Here is an 18,709-nt window from a genome sequence, read left to right on the forward strand (position 1 = left end):
GGGGGGGGGGGGGGGGGGGGGGGGGGGGGGGGGGGGGGGGGGGGGGGGGGGGGGGGGGGGGGGGGGGGGGGGGGGGGGGGGGGGGGGGGGGGGGGCGGGGGGGGGCCCCCCCCCCACTGCGGGGGCCGAGGCCTCAGTCGGTCGCCCCGGCCGTGCCGAAGCGGAAGGCGGCCAGCCGGAAGTCGCCGTGCAGCGCCAGGCTCAGGTCGTGGACGCCGCCGAGCGGGGCGGCGAGGCCGGCGGTGGTGCTCGTCCAGGCGTAGCGGTCCCCGGTCACGGGCACGTCGATCTCGGCCAGCACCCGGCCGTCGGCCCGGACTTCGAGCCGCGCCCCGCCCTCGCCGTCGCCCTCGCGGGCGGTCTCGACCTCGATCGCGGCGGCGCCGGTGAGGTCGACCTCGCGGAAGTGGAGCGTGGCGGGCCGCGCGGGGCCGGCGGGCGTGACGGCGTCGCCGTCGGTGCGGGTGGCGTCGACGATGGCGGCGTCCTCGTAGTCGTCGAAGTCGACGGCCAGGATCCGGTGCCCTGTACCCGCGCGAGGGCCGGCGGGCGCCCCGGTCACGGCCAGCGGGGCGGTGAGCACGGGGTGGTCGGCGCTGCGGGCGACGATCACCTCGTAGCCTCCGGGGTCGACGGTGAAGCCGCCGGTGGCCACTGACCAGTGGGCGAGGTGTTCGGCCGACAGCCGGAAGGGCAGCTCGCGGCTCTCCCCCGGCTCCAGCCGGACCTTGCGGAAGTCGGCCAGGCGCAGCCGGGGCGCCTCGTACCGGGCCTCCAGGGCGCGGACGTACACCTGGACGACCTCGCTGCCGGGCCGCGCACCGGTGTTGTCCAGGGTGACGGTGACGTCGACCGCACCGTCCCGGCCGATCGAGGACTGCGACAACCGCAGGTCGCGGTGGGCGAATTCGGTGTACGAGAGCCCGTGGCCGAAGGGGTAGAGCGGGGTGGAGCGGTGGTACTGGTAGGTCCAGCCCGCCTTGATGACATCGTAGTCGAGCGGGGCGGGCAGCGGGTCGTCGCCCCGGTACCAGGTCTGCGGCAGGCGGCCGGCGGGCTCGGCCTCGCCGAGCAGCACGGCGGCGAGCGCGTGTCCTGTCTCCTGCCCGCCGTGGGAGGTCCACACCACGGCGGGCAGGTGCCGGTCGGCCCAGTCGAGGGCGTACGGGTAGCTGCTCATCACGACCAGCGCGGTGTCCGGGCGCACCCCGGCGACGGCGCGCAGCAGCTTCTCCTGCCCCTCGGGCAGGGCGATGTCCGCGCGGTCCTCCGTCTCGCGGCCGTTGATCAGCGGGTGGTTGCCGAGGACGACGACGGCGACATCGGCGGCGGAGGCGGCCGCCCTGGCCTCGGCGACGCCGTCGCGCACCACCTCGCGCTGCCAGTGCTCGGCCTCCTGCGCGGTCTCGGCGGTGACGCTGACCCGGCCGTCGGTCGGGTCGACGGTGGCGTAGCGCCCGGTGAACACGTTGCGCAACAGCACGGTGCCCGGGCCGGCCGGTTCGATCCGGAAGGTCTCCTTGACGAACCAGCTCTTGATGATCTCCTGGCCGGGGGCCAGGGTGTCGTCGTCCTGGAGGCTGAGGTAGCGGCCGGTGTCGGCGTCGCGCAGGGTGGAGGCACCGCCGCCCCAGTCCGTCACGTCGAAGGCGGACTTGCCGAGTTGTTCGCCCGTGGTCCGCGAGCGCAGGGTGATCCGGTCGGAGCCCTCCACGTGGACGACCTCGCCGCCGTGGGCGCCGAGGGCCGCGGCCAGGCCGGCGGCGGCGCTGACCTGGTACGGCAGGGTGCCGCTGTACCAGTCCTCGTACAGGGTGTCGGCGAGCGGGCCGATGACGGCGATCCGGGCCGTACGGGCCGGGTCGATCGGCAGCAGGCCCTCGTTCTTGAGCAGGACGGCCGACTCGGTCGCGGCCCTGCGGGCCAGGCCGCGGTGCTCGGGGCTGTCGACCACCTCGGGGCCGGTGCCCGCGTACGGGTCCAGCTCGGGGTCGAACTCGCCGAGGCGGAAGCGCAGTTCGAGCTGTCGCCGGACGGCGCGGTCCACGTCGCCCTCGTCGATCAGGCCGCGTTCCAGCGCCTCGCGCAGTCGGCCGACCACCGTCTCCGTGTCCTCGCCGTGGTCGGTGAAGCTGTCGATGCCGGCCTTGAGCGCGGCGGCGTGGCCCTGCGCGTGGTCGTCGAAGTAGTGCTCCGGGTCGACCAGGTTGGAGGGGGCCTCGGCGTCGCTGACCACGAACAGCTCGTGGCCGGTCGGCCGGGCCCATCGGCGCAGTTCCGTCTCGATCAGCGGACTGACGTGGCAGGGACGGCCGTTGACGAGGTTGTAGGCGGCCATCGCGCCGGTCGCGGCGCCGGCGGCGACGACGGGGCGGAAGGCGGCGAGGTCGTACTCCTGGAGCACGCGCGGGCGCAGTGCGGAGGAAGTGGTGCAGCGGTCGTCCTCGTTGTTGTAGGCGAGGAAGTGCTTGAGCACCGGGGCGGCGCGCAGGTAGACCGGGTGGTCCCCGGCCAGGCCCCGGCAGAACGCCTCGCCGACCTTCGCGGTGTGCACCGGGTCCTCGGAGTACCCCTCCTCGTTGCGCCCCCACCGGGGGTCGCGCAGCAGGTTGAGCACGGGGGCCCACGCCTGGAGGGAGTTGGGCCCGCGGTCGGCGCCGACCGCCGTCGGGCGGTGGTAGTGGAAGGCCCGCAGCTCGGCCGAGACCGCCTCCCCGACCTCGCGCACCAGGTCCTCGTCCCAGCTGGCGCCGAGGCCTACGGCCTGCGGGAAGACCGTCGCCACGCCGAGCCAGGAGACGCCGTGCAGGCCCTCGCTGCCGGTGCGGAACGCGCCGACGCTCAGGCGCGGGACGGCCGGCGAGTACTGGTGCAGCATCGCCAGCCGTTCGTCGATCGTGAGCCGGCTCAGCAGATCGTCGACGCGCTCCCGCAGGGGAAGCGCGGGATTGCGGAAACCGGGCAGACCGGTAGCGGATTCGGGCACGGAACTCACGTGGAACACCCCTCGGGCGGGCTCGGCTCGGAGATCGCAGATCGAAGCGCTTCGACGCTGACACGCTCCCATCACCGTGTCAACTCCCCAGAACACAAACGATTTTGACTTTGTTCAGGCTCTTGCCCAACCCGTAACGCGTCGTTAGTGTCGCCGAAACATCCAAGCGCTTCGACGCTCAGCCGCGCTTCGACGGAGAGGGGCTATGCCACCATGAGATCCGGATTGAACCGCAGGAGCTTTCTGACCGCCGCCACGGTCGCGGGTGCCGCCGCGATGGCACCCCTGCTGTCCGCCTGTGGAGGCGGCTCGACCAAGAGGGCCGGAGCGAACACCAAGGAGGGCCTGAAGGCGGCCCTGCCGGCCTACGTGCCGAACGCCGGCGCGGTCAAGCCGGACATAGCCCCCGTGCAGGGCTCGGGCGACACCGCGACCGACCCGGCCTACCTCGCCTACCCCGCCTCTCCGCCCACCAGCGTCTCCGGAGTTCCCGGCAAGGGCGGCAGCTACACGGCGATCACCCCGCTGTGGGGCACGGCCCCGCCGGTCGGCAACTCCTTCTACCAGGCGATGAACAAGGCACTCGGAGTCGACCTGACCGTCAAGCCGACGGACGGCATCAACTACAACACCATCATCCCGACGATGACCGCCGCCAAGAAGCTGCCGGACTGGATCAACCTGCCGGCCTGGATGAACGACGCCTTCAACACCGGCGGGCTCGCCGGCGCCCAGCTCGCGGACCTGACCCCCTACCTGTCCGGCGACAACATCAAGAAGTACCCCAACCTGGCCGCCCTGCCCACCGGCGCCTGGCAGCACGGCGTCTGGGGCGACAAGCTCTACGGGATCCCCTGCTTCTCCACCAGCTTCGGCATCCCCGGCGCCACCTTCTACCGCCGGGACGTCCTCGAAGCCCGGGGCATCACCGCGGACCAGGTCAAGTCCGCGGACGACCTGATGAACCTCGGCAGGGAACTGACCGACGCCAAACGGGGTGTGTGGGCCTTCGACGACGTGTGGACCTACCTCCAGTTCTCCTGGAACGTCCCCATGAGGTGGAGGGTCGACAACGGCAAGCTGGTCCACCCCTTCGAGACCCAGGAGTTCCTGGAGGCCGTCGACTGGCACTACCGCCTGGCCACATCGGGCTACATGCACCCGGACGCGCTCGCCGGTGACGTCTCCAACAGCTCCACCCGCTTCTACAGCGGCAAGACGCTCGTCGGGGGTGGCGGACTCGGCGCCTGGAACCTGTCCGACCACCAGTCCGGCGCCGCCGCGGACCCCAACTACCGGCGTGGCGCCTTCAACGCCATCACCGCCGACGGCAAGGGCACTCCGGTGATCTACACGGGCGCCGCCGCCAGCATGATCAGCTACCTCAACGCCGACCTGAAGCCGGAGCAGATCCAGGAACTGCTCGCCGTCGCGAACTACCTCGCCGCCCCCTACGGCACGGCCGAGTACACCATGGTCAACTTCGGCGTCGAGGGCGTCCACCACACCCGGGTCGACGGCATGCCGACCTTCACGGAGGAGGGCAAGAAGGACGTCCAGGTGACGACCTACAACTTCCTGGCCGCTTCCGGCTCCGTGACCAGCAACCCGGGCGACGAGCAGACCACCAGGGACTACGCGAGCTGGTCGGCCGCCAACGTCAAGTACCTCGTCAAGCCGCCCTTCTGGGGCATGAACTTCAGCATGCCCCAGGCCATCGCCTCGGCGTCGGCCGCGCAGAGCGTCAACGACACCCTGAAGGACTGCTACCACGGCAAGAAGAAGGTCTCCGAGTTGCAGGACGCCGTCTCCAGCTGGCGCTCCGGCCCCGGGCAGCGGCTCAAGCAGTGGATGACCGACAACGTCCTCGACAAGTACGGCACCGGCCAGTGAGCACCCCGGCCCCGAAACACCCGGCCGGCCCCGCGCGGCTCGGCCGGCGGACGAGGCTGCGGCGCGACAGGTCGCTCCTGCTGATGACGGTCCCCGCGGTCGTCCTGCTCCTGGTGTTCAACTACGCACCGCTGTTCGGCATCGTCACCGCCTTCCAGGAGTACGACCCGCTGGTCGGGGTCTGGAACAGCGAGTGGGTCGGGTTCGACCAGTTCCAGCAGCTGCTCGGCGACCCGGCCTTCTGGGCCTCGCTGCAGAACACGCTGTACCTGAGCTTCGTCCAGCTGGTCCTGTTCTTCCCGGTCCCGATCGCCCTCGCCCTCCTGCTCAACTCGGTGATCAGCGAACGCATCCGCAACTTCTTCCAGTCCGTGGTCTACCTGCCGCACTTCTTCTCGTGGGTGCTCGCCATCACGATCTTCCAGCAGATGCTGGGCGGCGCCGGCGTGCTCAACCAGTTCCTGCGCCAGCACGACATCGGCACCTGGGACATCATGACCAACCCGGACACCTTCGCGCTGCTGGTCACCTCCCAGGCGGTCTGGAAGGAGGCCGGCTGGGGGATCATCGTCTTCCTCGCCGCGCTCAGCGCGATCAACGGCGAGCTGTACGAGGCCGCGGCCGCGGACGGCGCGGGCCGGCTCCGGCGGATGTGGCACATCACGCTCCCGGGCCTGCGCGGGGTGATCGTGCTGATGCTCGTCCTGCGGCTCGGCAACGCCCTGTCCGTCGGATTCGAGCAGTTCCTGATCCAGCGCGACGCCGTCGGCCACGAGGCCGCGGACGTCCTGGACACCTTCTCCTTCTACTACGGCATCGCCACCGGCGGCTACAGCTACGGCGCGGCGGCCGGGCTCTTCAAGAGCGTGGTCTCGCTGCTGCTCATCTGGGGCGCCAACAAGCTGGCGCACGCCTTCGGCGAGGACGGGCTGTACCGCAAATGACCAACGCACTCACCATGCGCTCGCGGGGCGAGAAGCGCCGCACCGCGACAGCAGCCGCCCGCCGCCGGGCCCGCTCCGCCCGTCCGCCCTGGGAGGAGCCGCCCACCGCCGTCGGCCAGGCGGCCAAGGGAATCACGCTCGGCGGGACCCTCGCCGTCATCCTGGTGCCGCTCTACATCATCGTGCTGACCAGCTTCTCCACCCCCGGGGCGATCAACCGGGCGGGCGGCCTGGTGATCTGGCCGGACGGCCTGACCACCGAGGCCTACCGCCAGATGCTCGGCGACTCGACGATCGTCACCGCGCTGGGGGTGAGCCTCGGGATCACCGTGGTCGGCACCGCGGTGTCCATGGTCGTCTCCGTCCTGTGCGCCTACGGCCTCTCCCGGCCGCGCTCGCTCGGGCACCGCTTCGTCCTGATGCTGCTGATCGTCACGATGTTCATCAGCGGCGGCCTCATCCCGAGCTTCCTGGTCGTCACGGGCCTCGGCGGCTACGGCCAGTGGTGGGCGCTGATCCTGCCGAGCGCGGTGTCCGTCTTCAACATCCTGGTGCTGCGCGCCTTCTACCAGGAGACCTCCTCCGAGCTGATCGACGCGGCCCGGATGGACGGCGCCGGCGAGTGGCGGATCCTGTGGTCCGTCGTGCTGCCCACCTCGCGCGCCGTCACCGCCGTCACCGCGCTGTTCTACGCCGTCGGCTACTGGAACTCGTTCTTCAACGTCATGCTCTACATGCCGACGGACAGTCAGAAGTGGCCGCTCCAGTACGTGCTGCTCACCTACGTCAACCGGGCCAACGGCCTGCCCGGTTCGGTCAACGCCGGCTTCGGGAGCACCCACGCCCAGACCGCACCGCTGTCCCTGCAGATGGCGGTCGTCGTCCTCACCCTGGTACCACTGGTGATCGTGTACCCGTTCGTGCAGAAGCACCTGCGTACCGGTGTCCTCACCGGCGCGATCAAGGGCTGAGCCGTCCGCTCGGGCCCGACGGGCCCCGCGGGCCGGGAGCGGTCCCCGCGGACCTCCCCGTCGCACGACCGGGACCGCTCCCACCGGAACCGACACGAAGGAAGCACAACGATGGTGACACTCGCCGATGTGGCCAGGCACGCCGGCGTCTCGTCCAGCACGGTCAGCTACGCCCTCAGCGGCAAGCGCCCCATCTCCGACGAGACCAGGGTCCGCATCGAGCGGGCCATCACCGACCTCGGCTACCACCCGAACGCCGGTGCCCGCGCCCTGGCCGGCAAGCGCTCGCACATCATCGCCCTGGTCGTGCCGCTCCACCCCGAGGTGCACGTCCCCACCATGACGGAGATCGCCATCGCCGTCACCGTCGCGGCCCGCGAACACGGCTACGACGTCCTGCTCCTCACCAACGACGAAGGGCCGGAGGGGGTCCGCCGGGTCGCCGCCACCGGCCTCGCGGACGGGGTCATCCTGATGGACGTCCGCCTCGACGACGACCGCATCCCCGTCCTACGGGCCGAGGACATCCCCGCCGCCCTCATCGGCCTGCCCGACGACCCCTCCGGACTCTCCTGCGTCGACCACGACTTCGCCACCGCCGGCGCCCTGTGCGCCGACCACCTCGCCGACCTCGGCCACCGCGACATCGCCTTCATCGGCTACAGCAGCGGCACCTACCGCCGCCACGCCGGGTACGCCGAGCGCACCCTCAACGGGTTCCGCGCCCGCGCCGAAGCCCGGGGCCTGCGCTTCCTCCACCGGCCGTGCGAGGGCACGTACGAGAGCACCGCCGGCACCCTGGCCCGCGTCCTCGCCGACCGTCCCGACACCACGGGCTTCGTGGTGCAGAACGAGGCCGCGATCGGCCCGCTGCTGAGCCTGCTGCGCGCCGGCGGGCGCACCGTGCCGGAGGACGCCTCCGTCATCGCCATCTGCCCCGACCCGCTGGCCGAACAGCACTCCCCCCGGCTCACCTCCGTGACCAGCCCCCAGAAGGACCTCGGGCAGGTCGCCGTCGACCAGGTCATGGCGAGGATCACCGCCCGCGCCGCGGGCGAGGACCCGCAGGACCGGCTCCTCCTGATGCCACCGGAGTTGCGGCTCCGCGAGAGCACCGCCCCTGCCCCGCACCGCAGTTGACACCCCTCATGGAAGGACGGCCACCTCATGGACCTGCAACGGCTCACGGACCGCCTCGGCGGCCTCGCCTTCGGCGGCGACTACAACCCCGAGCAGTGGGACGCCCGGGTCTGGAAGGAGGACGACGAGCTGATGCGCCGCGCGCGCGTCAACCTCGCCACCGTCGGAGTCTTCTCCTGGGCCCTGCTGGAACCCGAGGAGGGCCGCTACGACTTCGACTGGCTCGACGCCCACCTCGACCGGCTGCACGCCAACGGCGTCGCCGTCGACCTGGCCACCCCCACCGCCTCCCCGCCGCCCTGGTTCACCCTGGCCCACCCGGACGCCCTGCCGGTCCACCCCGACGGCACCCGCCTGACCCACGGCAGCCGGGACGCCTACTGCCTCACCGCGCCCGCCTACCGCCGCGCCGCCCGCCGCATCGCCGCCGCCCTCGCCGAACGCTACGGCGACCACCCGGCGCTCGCCCTGTGGCACGTCCACAACGAGTACGCGACCCTCTGCCACTGCGACCACGCCGCCGCTGCCTTCCGGGTCTGGCTGCGCGCCCGCCACGGGTCCCTCGACGCCCTCAACGACGCCTGGGGGACGACCTTCTGGAGCCAGCGCTACACCTCGTGGGAGCAGGTCCTGCCGCCGCGCGCCACCCAGTGGCACCACAACCCCGGCCAGAGGCTGGACTACAGCCGCTTCTGGTCCGACGAGACCCTCGCCGCCTACCGCGAGCAGCGCGACGCGATCCGCGCCCACAGCGACCGCCCGGTGACGACCAACCTCATGCTGCCCGGCTACCAGAACCTGGACCTGTGGGCCTTCGGCCGCGAGGTCGACCTGGTCTCCGTCAACCACTACCCCGGCGCTCCCGGCGTCGACGCCGCCGCGCACGCCGCCTTCGACGCCGACCGGGCCCGCTCGATCGCCGGCGGCGCGCCCTGGCTGCTGATGGAATCGGGCACCAACACCGTCTACGCCGAAGGGCGTGTCCTCCCCAAGGAGCCCGGGGACATCCTGCGCCACTCCCTCGCCCACATCGCCCGCGGCTCCGAGGGCGCGCTGTTCTTCCAGTGGCGCCAGTCCCGCGCCGGCGCCGAGCAGTGGCACTCTGCGATGGTCCCGCACGCCGGCCCGGACAGCCGCATCTTCCGCGAGGTCACGGCCACCGGGGAGGCCGTCGCCCGGCTCGGCGAACTCGCCGGCTCCACCGTCCGCGCCGAGGTCGCCGTCCTGCACGACTCCGACGCCTGGTGGGCGATGACGGTCGACGGCCTCCCCTCGCCCGAACTCGACTACTACGCCGCCCTGCGCCGCGCCCACCGGGCGCTGTGGGACGCCGGCCGGACGGTCGACTTCGCCCACCCCGGGCAGGATCTGAGCCGCTATCGGCTGGTCATCGCTCCGACGCTTTTCCTGCTCTCCGATGTGAGCGCTCACAATCTTCGCAGCTACGTCGCCGGCGGTGGCACCCTGCTGGTACAGCACTTCAGCGGCGTGGTCGACGAGAACCTCCGATCCCGGCTCGGCGGCTACCCGGCCGCGCCCCTGCGCGAGACCCTCGGCATCCGGTCGGAGGAGTACCGCCCGCTGCGCCGGCACGAGGTGATCACGCTCTCCGACGGCTCGACGGCCTCCTCCTGGAGCGAGTCCCTGCGCACCGAAGGCGCCGAGGCGCTCGCCGCCTACACCCACGGCCCGCTCGACGGCAGCCCGGCGCTGACCCGCCACGCCTTCGGCTCCGGCCACGGCTGGTACCTGTCCACCCGCCTCGACGACGCCGGCTACGCCGCCCTGGTGGAGCGGCTCCTCACGGAGGCCGGGACCGCCCCCGACCTGCCGGGCCTGCCCCCGGGCGTCGAGGCCGTCACCCGGCACGCCCCGGACGGCCGCGCCTGGCACCTGCTGCTCAACCACCGGCCCGAGGCCGTACCGCTGCCGCAGCCGTGCCACGACCTGCTCACCGGTACGACCCTCGGCGAACTGCCGCCCGACGGCTGCGCGGTCCTGCGCGCACGCTGACACCCGCCGCGTCTCCCCTCCGAGGAAGCATCATGACCGACCCGCACCAGACGATCCGCTGGGGCCACGACGCCCTGGAGCTGGAGATCGCCCTGGACGAGCAGGGCGCCGCCCGCTTGGTGCGCCTCGGCGCGCCGGGCGAGAGGGGCGCAGCCCCGCGCCCCGGCGCACCGCTGCCGCCGGTGGAGGTGACGACCGCCGGCCTCGGCCGGTACTGGTCCGGCCGGCACCTCGGCGACACCGTCCTCGGCTCGCGGCTGCGTCACCGTTCGCACCGGGCGAGCCGGGAGGGCGACTGGCACGTGCTCGACCTCGAACTCCACGAGCCGCGGACCGGCCTGACCGCCGTGGCGCGCTACCGCTCCCCGGACGGCCTGCCGGTGCTGCGCGGCGAGGTGCTGCTGCGCAACGACGGGCCGCACACGCTGCACCTGGAGTCGGTCTCCTCCCTGGTGGCGGGCTGCCTCACCGAGGGCGGCGCCGCGGCCCTGGACGCCGCCGACGTGCTGTGGGCGGAGAACGAGTGGTTCGCCGAGTGCCGCTGGCAGCGCCGGCCGCTGCGGGCCTCCTCGCCCGAGCGCAGCGGCCGGTTCCACACGACCTCCGGTCGCAGCACCGAGGTCCTGGCCGGGCGGGGCGTGTGGTCCAGCTGCGGGCACCTTCCGATGGGCGCGCTGACGGACCGCCGGTCCGGCCGCACCTGGCTGTGGCAGATCGAGCACAACGGCGGCGGCTGGCGCTGGGAGTGCGGTGTGCGCGACGACACGGCGTACGCGGCGCTGTACGGGCCCGAGGCCGCCGACCACGGCTGGCGCCACCCGCTGGAGCCGGGCGCCGAGTTCCGTACGGTGCCGGTGGCGCTCGCGCTGGCCGTGGAGGGCGGCCCGGACGGTGCCTTCGCCGCCCTCACCACCTACCGCCGCGCCACCCGCCGCCCGCACCCCGACCACCGCCGGCTGCCGGTGATCTTCAACGACTACATGAACTGCCTGATGGGCGACCCCACCACCGCCAAGCTCCTGCCCCTGGTCGACGCCGCCGCCGACGCCGGCGCGGAGTACTTCGTCATCGACGCCGGCTGGTACGACGACGGCGGCAACTGGTGGAGCTCCGTCGGGGCCTGGGAGCCGTCGGCCTCCCGCTTCCCCGGGCCGAAGGGGATCCACGAGGTCCTGGAGCGGATCCGGGAGCGGGGCATGGTCCCAGGACTGTGGCTGGAGCCGGAGGCGGTCGGGGTGAACAGCCCGGTGGCCGGGTCCCTGCCCGAGGAGGCGTTCTTCCGCCGCGACGGTCAGCGGGTGGAAGAGGGCGGCGGCCGGTACCACCTCGACCTGCGCCACCCCGCCGCCCGCGCTCACCTGGACTCCGTGGTGCACCGCCTGGTCGGTGAGTGGGGAGTCGGCTACCTCAAGCTCGACCACAACACCGACCCGGGCTCCGGTACCAGCACCCACCCGGGAGAGGCCCCGGCGGCCGGCCTGCTCGGCCACAACCGGGCCCAACTCGACTGGCTCGACGGCATCCTGGACCGGCACCCGGACCTCGTGATCGAGAACTGCGCCTCCGGCGGCATGCGGATGGACCACGCCCTGCTCTCCCGGCTCCAGCTGCAGTCCACCAGCGACCAGCAGGACCTGCTGCGCTACGCACCGATCGCGGCGGCGGCCCCCACCGCCGTCACCCCGGAGCAGGGCGCCGTCTGGGCCTACCCGCTGCCCGGGGACACCCCCGACGAGGTCGCCCTCACCATGGCCAGCGCGCTGCTCGGCCGCATCCACCTCTCCGGCCGGCTCACCGAACTCCCCCCGCGCTCCCGGGAGCTGGTCCACGAGGCGGTGGCCGTCCACAAGGCGATCCGTGCCGACCTGCCGCAGGCGGTGCCCGCCTGGCCGCTCGGGCTCCCGGGCTGGGAGGACCCGTGGCTCGCCCTGGCGCTGCACACCCGGTCGGACGGGCCGGGCACCACCTACCTCACCGTCTGGCGCCGCTGGGGTGAGGAGCCCGTCAGGGACCTCGCCCTGCCCCACCTGCTCGGCGCCGCCGTCCACGCCGAGGTGCTCTACCCGGCCGACAGCAAGGCCTCGGCCACCTGGCACCCGGGCGCCGCCGAGCTCACCCTGACCCTGCCGGCGGCCCCGTCCGCCGTCCTGCTGCGCCTCACTGCGCGTCCTCACGTGGGGAGTTGACGTTGCCCGATGTGCTCGCGCGCGGCCCGCCGCGCCGACCCGCGTTCCGAGGAAGCAGTTTCGCGTCCGGGCCCGATCCCTGAATCCGCACGGGCCCCCTGCCGTCCGGATCGCGGGAGTTCGTTCCCCACTCGAACCCCTCGCACCCCCCACCCCTGGAGGGACGCAATGACATCGTCGGGCCGCGCATGTCATGATCACGCCACAGTCGCCCCTGGCGGCCCTGGCACCCGCGGCCACCGGCGTGCTCGCCGCGGTCGCGCCGCGCGCCGCCGCCCCGCGGCCCGAACGTCACCGCCCGGAACGTGTCCTCCAACGCCTCCGTCCCGCAGGGCGGCAGCGTCCAGTGGGGCTTCGGGGCCACCTGGTCCAGCAGCGACGTCAACCCTTCCGGTCCAACGGCGCCTCCTGCGCGATCGGCTGAACCACCGAACCGGTGGCGCCCCGGGATCCCCGGGGCCAGGGGCACCACCCCCGACCCATGAAGACCCGAGAGGAACCGACCACGTGTCAGTCCAGCCCGAGCCCGCCGGCACCGTCCCCAACCCGGTGATCCCCGGCTTCCACCCCGACCCCAGCATCTGCCGCGTGGGCGACGACTACTACCTCGCCTGCTCCAGCTTCGAGTACTTCCCCGGCATCCCGGTCTTCCACAGCCGCGACCTGGTGAACTGGGCCCAGATCGGCAACGCCCTGGACCGGCCGAGCCAGCTGCGCCTTCCGCGCGAATCGCCGTCCTCCGGCGGGATCTACGCCCCGACGCTGCGCCACCACGAGGGCCGCTTCTGGCTGGTCGTCACCAACGTCAGCGGCGACGGGAACCTGCTCTTCACCGCCACCGACCCGGCCGGCCCCTGGTCCGACCCGGTCCGGCTGCACGGCGTCCACGGCATCGACCCGGACCTCGCCTGGGACGAGGACGGCACCTGCTACTGCACCGTCGCCGGCGTCTCCCAGGTCCGCCTCGACCCGGCCACCGGCGAGGCCCTCGGCGAGCCGCAGCGGATCTGGTCCGGCGCGCCCGGCGCCATGGCCCCCGAGGCCCCGCACCTGTACCGGATCGGCGAGTACTGGTACCTGATGATCGCCGAGGGCGGCACCGAGCGCGGCCACGCCGTCTCCATCGCCCGCAGCACCTCGCCCTCCGGCCCGTTCGAGCCCTGCCCGGCCAACCCGGTGCTGACCCACCGCGGCATCGACCATCCCATCCAGAACACCGGGCACGCCGACCTCGTCCAGGCTCCCGACGGCTCCTGGTGGATGGTGCTGCTCGCCGTCCGGCCGCGCGGCGGCACCCCCGCCTGGTACGTGCTCGGCCGGGAGACCTTCCTCGCGCCGGTCGAGTGGGTGGACGGCTGGCCGGTGGTCGGCCGGGTCACCCCCGAACTGCCCACCCCGGCCTGGCCGCTGCACCCCGTGCCGGCCGTACCGGCGCGGGACGACTTCGACCAGGCCGAGCTGCACCCCCAGTGGATCTCCGTACGCCGGCGCACCGAGCAGCTGTGCACCACGAAGGAACGGTCCGGCTGGCTCACCCTGCGCGCCGCCGGCGCCTCCCTCGACGAGAACGACGTGGTGTTCGTCGGCCGGCGCCAGCAGCACCTCGCCTGCCGCGCCCGCACCCTGATCGATCCCGCCGGGGGACGCGGCGGCCTCGCCGTCCGCATGGACGAGGACCACCACTACGAGATCGAGGCGGCCGACGGCGAGGTGAAGGTCCTCGCCCGGATCGGCTCGCTGCGCACCGAGGTCGCCTCCCGTGCGGTGCCCGCCGGAGCCGTGGTGCTCGGTGTCGACGTCGTCCCGCGCCGGACGCGAGGCCCGCGCACCGGCCCCGACGACGTCGTCCTCGGCATCGAGGAGCCCGACGGAACCTTCACCGTGCTCGCCGGCCTCGACGGCCGCTACCTCTCCACCGAGGTGGCCGGCGGCTTCACCGGCCGGGTCATCGGCATGTACGCCGCCGAAGGCACCGTCCACTTCGACCGGTTCGACTACGAGCCGCTCACGCTTCCCTGACCACCCATCAGGGGACTCCCCACCCGTTCACCCGAAGGGACACCTCGTGAACACCGCACAACGGACCGCACGCCCCCGCAGCCGCCGCCTCCACCGGACGGCCGGACTCGTGGTGGCGCTGGTCACCGCCGGCAGCCTCCTCGGCGGCACCGCCGTCGCCGCACCGAGCGACCGGTCCCCGGCGGCGACCCAGGCGTCGAGGATCCGGGTCCCGAGCGACCCGATGGCCGCCGTGGCCGAGATGCAGCCCAGCTGGAACCTCGGCAACACCCTGGACGCCATCCCCAACGAGACGTCGTGGGGCAACCCGCTCACCACCAAGGCGACGTTCGACGGCCTCCGGGCCCGGGGCTTCCGCAGTGTCCGCATCCCCGTCACCTGGTCCGACCACCAGTCCGCCACCGCCCCCTACACCATCGACCCGACGTACATGGCGCGGGTCAAGCAGGTGGTCGACTGGGCGCTGGCCGACGGCCTCTACGTCGAGATCAACGTCCACCACGACTCGTGGCAGTGGATCAACAGGATGTCCACCGACCACGACAACGTGCGTGCCCGGTTCGACGCGACCTGGCGGCAGATCGCCACGGCCTTCAAGGACGAGCCGCGCTCACTGCTCATGGAGAGCATCAACGAGCCGCAGTTCGCCGACGCGACAGACGCCCAGAAGACCCAGTACCTGCGAGAGCTCAACACCTCGTTCCACAGCATCGTCCGCAACAGCGGCGGGCAGAACAAGGACCGCCTGCTCGTCCTGCCCTCGGAGGAGACCAACAACGCCCAGCACTGGCTCGACGACCTGTCGACGACCATCAGCTCGCTGCACGACCGCAACCTGGTGGCGACCGTGCACTACTACAGCTGGTACCCGTTCAGCGTGAACATCGCCAACGGCCCGACGTACGACGCCAAGGCCCAGTCCGACCTGACCGAGGGCTTCGCCCGCGTGCACGACACCTTCGTCGCCAAGGGCATCCCCGTCTACCTCGGCGAGTACGGCCTGCTCACCTCGCCGTACTCCGGCGTGGTCGAGCGCGGCGAGATGCTCAAGTACTTCGAGCACGTCAACTACGAGGCGCGGCGCAACGGCATGACCTCCGCCGTCTGGGACGCGGCCAACGACTTCCTGAACCGTTCCACCATGCAGTGGATGGTCCCCGAGATGAAGGACCTGATCCAGACCTCCTGGCGGACCCGCTCGGGCACCGCCTCCACCGACAACCTCTTCGTGCCGAGGTCCGGCCCCGTCACCGCGCAGACCATCACGCTCAACCGCAACGGCCAGTGGTTCGCGGGGCTCTGGCAGGGCGACCGCCCGCTGATCCCCTTCATGGACTACACCCTCGACGGCGACAAGCTCACCCTGACCGCCGACGGCCTCACCCGCCTCGCCGGGGACCGCGCCGCGGGCGTCAACGCCACCCTCGAAGTCCGGTACTCCGACGGCGTCCCGTGGAAGCTCTTCGTGCGCTCCTACGACAAGCCGACCATGGCCGACGCCGCCGGGACGCTCGACGGGCTCACCATCCCCACCCGGTTCAACGGCTCCCTGATGGCCAACGTCCAGTCCGCCTACGCCGACGGCACCGCCGCCGGTCCCGCCTCCTGGACCACCTACCAGTCGTTCGACAACCTCCGTGCCGACTACGGCGCCGACACCACGACCCTCAAGCCCGACTACGTCAAGTCCCTCAAGGACGGCGTCCCGGCGACGTTCACCTTCCGCTTCTGGACCGGCGACACCGTCACCTACACCGTCACCCGGTCCGGCAACACCGTGACCGGCACCGCCTCCTGACGCGGCAGGGCGGTGGGCCCCGCCGGGCCCACCGCCCCGTTCACCGCCCGACGGCTCCCCCCTACTCGGCCGAGAAGCGGTACACCGTCCTCGACCGGTACTTCTCCCCCGGGCGCAGGACGGTGGAGGGGTACTCGGGCCGGTTGGGCGAGTCGGGGAAGTGCTGGGTCTCCAGCGCGATGCCCGCGTACGCGGTGTACCGGTGTCCGGAGGGGCCGGTCAGCGAGCCGTCGAAGTGGTTCCCGGTGTAGACCTGGAGTCCCGGTTCCGTGGTCAGGCACTCGACCTGGCGGCCGCTCGCCGGGTGGCTCAGCAGGGCGGCCCGGCGGAACCCGGTGCCGTCGAGCACCCAGGTGTGGTCGAACCCGCGACCGGCCGCCCGGAGCTGGGGGTGGTCCGCGGTGACGCAGGTGCCGATGCCGCGGGCGCGGCGGAGGTCGAACGGCGTGCCGACGACCGGCTCGACCGGGCCGAGCGGGATCAGCTCCCCGTCCACCGGGAGGTACCCGGCGGCGTCGACGCGCAGCACGTGGTCGAGCACCGTTCCGCGGCCCTCGCCGGCCAGGTTGAAGTAGGCGTGGTTGGTGAGGTTGACGACCGTCGGGGCGTCCGTGGCCGCCTGGTAGGTGATCGAGAGCGCACCCTCGGCAGCGAGCAGGTACGTCACCTCGGCGGTGACGGTCCCCGGGAACCCCTGGTCGCCGGCGGGGCTGCGCAGCCGGAACCGGACGCCGACCTGCCGGTCCGCCCGGACCGGCACGCCGTCCCAGAGGCGGGTGGCGAAGCCGTCCGGGCCGCCGTGCAGGGTGTGGCCGGTCGGCTGGGTCGCCAGGTGGTGCGTCGTGCCGTCGAGGGGCAGCACGCCGCCGGCGATCCGGTTGGCGTAGCGGCCGACGGTCGCGCCGAGGTAGGCCGCCCCGCCCAGCAGGTCCTCGACGCTGCCGCCGCCCAGGACCACGTCGGCCCGCCGCCCGGCCCGGTCCGGCGCGTGCAGGGCCTGGAGGCGGGCGCCCAGGTTGAGCACCTCCGCCGTCACCCCGTCCCGGGAACCGAACGTCCACCGGGTGACGTGCCGGCCGTCCGGCATGGCCGCGGTGGCCTCCTGGGACACCATCAGGTCACCGGTGGAGACGAGGAGGTCTCTGGCCACGGTCTGCTCCGTTCCTTGCGGGGCTGGGTGGGAGACGGCGACGCCCGCCCGGGTGGACGGGCGTCGCCGGTGGGCGCGTGCGGGGTCAGAAGCCCTGGGCCAGCCGGTGGTAGGCCTGGTTCCAGCGCAGTTCCTTGGTGAACCGGCGGATCTCGGTGTCGGCGTCGATCACCACCAGCTCCACCGACAGCATCTCGGCGAGGTCCTCCAGCTCCTCGGTGCCGAGCGCCGCGGACAGCACGGTGTGGTGCGGCGCGCCGGCCGTCAGCCAGGCCTCGGTGGAGGTGCGCAGGTTCGGACGCGGCTTCCAGACGGCGCGGGCGACGGGCAGGTTGGGCAGCGGCGCCGGCGGCGCGACCACGTCCACCTCGTTGGCGACCAGCCGGAAGCGGTCGCCGAGGTCCGCGAGGCCGACCACGACGGCCGGGCCGGGCTCGGCGTCGAAGACCAGCCGGACCGGGTCCTCCCGCCCGCCGATGGAGAGCGGGTGGATCTCGCAGGAGGGGGTGGCGGACGCGATGCTCGGGCAGACCTCCAGCATGTGCGCACCGAGGATCAGCTCCCGGCCGGACTCCAGGTGGTAGGTGTAGTCCTCCATGAAGGAGGTGCCGCCGGCCAGGCCGGTGGCGGCCACCTTGAGGGTGCGCAGCAGGGTGGCGGTCTTCCAGTCGCCCTCGCCGCCGAAGCCGTAGCCGTCGGCCATCAGCCGCTGCACCGCGAGGCCGGGCAGCTGGCGCAGCCCGCCGAGGTCCTCGAAGTTGGTGGTGAAGGCCCGGAAGCCGCCCTGGTCGAGGAAGCCGCGCAGGCCGAGCTCGATCCGCGCGGCGTAGCGCAGCGACTCGTGCCGATCCCCGCCGGCCCGCAGCTCGGGCGCGAGGCGGTAGGCGTCCTCGTACTCCTTGGTCAGCGCGGTGACGTCGCCGTCGTCCGTCGCGTCGACGGCGGCGACGAGGTCGTTGACGCCGTAGGTGTTGACGGAGACGCCGAAGCGCAGCTGGGCCTCGACCTTGTCGCCCTCGGTGACGGCGACGTCGCGCATGTTGTCGCCGAAGCGGGCGAGCTTGAGGCCGCCCAGTTCGGCGCGGCCGGCGGCGGCGCGGACCCAGCCGGTGATCCTGGCGGCGACGGCCGGGTCGGTGACGTGTCCGGCGACGGTCTTGCGGGGCACCCCGAGGCGGGACTGGATGTAGCCGAACTCGCGGTCGCCGTGGGCGGCCTGGTTCAGGTTCATGAAGTCCATGTCGATGGTCTGCCAGGGCAGGTCGACGTCGGCCTGGGTGTGCAGGTGGAGCAGGGGCTTGCGCAGGGCGTCGAGCCCGGCGATCCACATCTTGGCCGGGGAGAAGGTGTGCATCCAGGCGATCAGGCCGATGCAGTCGTCGGCGGAGTTCGCGTCCAGGCAGACCCGGCGGATGGCGCTCGCGTCGGTGAGGACGGGCTTCCAGAGCACCTCGACCGGCACGGCGGAGTCCTGGTTCAGGGCGGCGGCGATCCGCTGGGACTGCTCGGCGACCTGGCGCAGCGTGTCCTCGCCGTACAGTCCTTGGCTGCCGGTCAGGAACCAGACCTGCCGGCCCTCCAGTGGCTTCTTCATGGGGTG

General features: G+C 72.7%; 11 protein-coding genes. 8 read left to right on the plus strand and 3 right to left on the minus strand.

Annotated elements, in window-relative coordinates; all coding sequences use genetic code 11:
• Positions 1-133: 133 nt before the first annotated feature.
• On the minus strand, positions 134-2,986 hold the full coding sequence (locus tag ACIQI7_RS37360) for a glycoside hydrolase family 3 C-terminal domain-containing protein (protein WP_401118874.1): 2,853 nt from the start codon (positions 2,984-2,986) through the stop codon (positions 134-136).
• 222 nt (positions 2,987-3,208) lie between these two features.
• Here ACIQI7_RS37360 and ACIQI7_RS37365 point away from each other — a divergent pair, with 222 nt between their 5' ends.
• The 8 genes from ACIQI7_RS37365 (at position 3,209) to ACIQI7_RS37400 (ending at position 15,959) form a co-directional block, all read left to right on the plus strand.
• Positions 3,209-4,888, plus strand: coding sequence for a Tat pathway signal sequence domain protein (locus tag ACIQI7_RS37365; RefSeq protein ID WP_401118877.1), 1,680 nt, complete (start codon positions 3,209-3,211; stop codon positions 4,886-4,888).
• A gap of 83 nt (positions 4,889-4,971) precedes the next feature.
• Positions 4,972-5,832 carry an ABC transporter permease gene (locus tag ACIQI7_RS37370; RefSeq protein ID WP_401118879.1) on the plus strand — a complete coding sequence of 287 codons (861 nt, stop codon included), beginning with the start codon at positions 4,972-4,974 and terminating at the stop codon, positions 5,830-5,832.
• Positions 5,829-6,803 (plus strand): carbohydrate ABC transporter permease, encoded by a 975-nt coding sequence (locus ACIQI7_RS37375; RefSeq protein ID WP_401118883.1) that lies wholly within the window; start codon positions 5,829-5,831, stop codon positions 6,801-6,803. The genes ACIQI7_RS37370 and ACIQI7_RS37375 overlap by 4 nt, the downstream gene beginning before the upstream one ends.
• A gap of 111 nt (positions 6,804-6,914) precedes the next feature.
• On the plus strand, positions 6,915-7,943 hold the full coding sequence (locus tag ACIQI7_RS37380) for a LacI family DNA-binding transcriptional regulator (RefSeq protein WP_401118886.1): 1,029 nt from the start codon (positions 6,915-6,917) through the stop codon (positions 7,941-7,943).
• Between the two features lie 27 nt (positions 7,944-7,970).
• On the plus strand, positions 7,971-9,956 hold the full coding sequence (locus tag ACIQI7_RS37385) for a beta-galactosidase (protein WP_401118889.1): 1,986 nt from the start codon (positions 7,971-7,973) through the stop codon (positions 9,954-9,956).
• Between the two features lie 32 nt (positions 9,957-9,988).
• Positions 9,989-12,142, plus strand: coding sequence for a glycoside hydrolase family 36 protein (locus tag ACIQI7_RS37390; protein ID WP_401118892.1), 2,154 nt, complete (start codon positions 9,989-9,991; stop codon positions 12,140-12,142).
• Positions 12,143-12,649: 507 nt separating this feature from the next.
• Positions 12,650-14,161 (plus strand): glycoside hydrolase family 43 protein, encoded by a 1,512-nt coding sequence (locus ACIQI7_RS37395; RefSeq protein WP_401118895.1) that lies wholly within the window; start codon positions 12,650-12,652, stop codon positions 14,159-14,161.
• Between the two features lie 46 nt (positions 14,162-14,207).
• On the plus strand, positions 14,208-15,959 hold the full coding sequence (locus ACIQI7_RS37400; protein WP_401118897.1) for a cellulase family glycosylhydrolase: 1,752 nt from the start codon (positions 14,208-14,210) through the stop codon (positions 15,957-15,959).
• Between the two features lie 61 nt (positions 15,960-16,020).
• On the opposite strand, the gene ACIQI7_RS37405 is transcribed toward ACIQI7_RS37400, so the two are convergent.
• Together ACIQI7_RS37405 and araA are read right to left on the minus strand one after the other, a co-directional pair.
• The gene (locus ACIQI7_RS37405; RefSeq protein WP_401118965.1) at positions 16,021-17,073 is read right to left on the minus strand and encodes an aldose epimerase family protein; all 1,053 of its coding nucleotides are present in this window, start codon (positions 17,071-17,073) and stop codon (positions 16,021-16,023) included.
• Positions 17,074-17,194: 121 nt separating this feature from the next.
• Positions 17,195-18,703 (minus strand): L-arabinose isomerase, encoded by a 1,509-nt coding sequence (gene araA / locus ACIQI7_RS37410; protein ID WP_401118900.1) that lies wholly within the window; start codon positions 18,701-18,703, stop codon positions 17,195-17,197.
• Positions 18,704-18,709: the final 6 nt, after the last annotated feature.

It is taken from the genome of Kitasatospora sp. NPDC092039, from assembly GCF_044756065.1.
Classification (GTDB): Bacteria; Actinomycetota; Actinomycetes; order Streptomycetales; family Streptomycetaceae; genus Kitasatospora.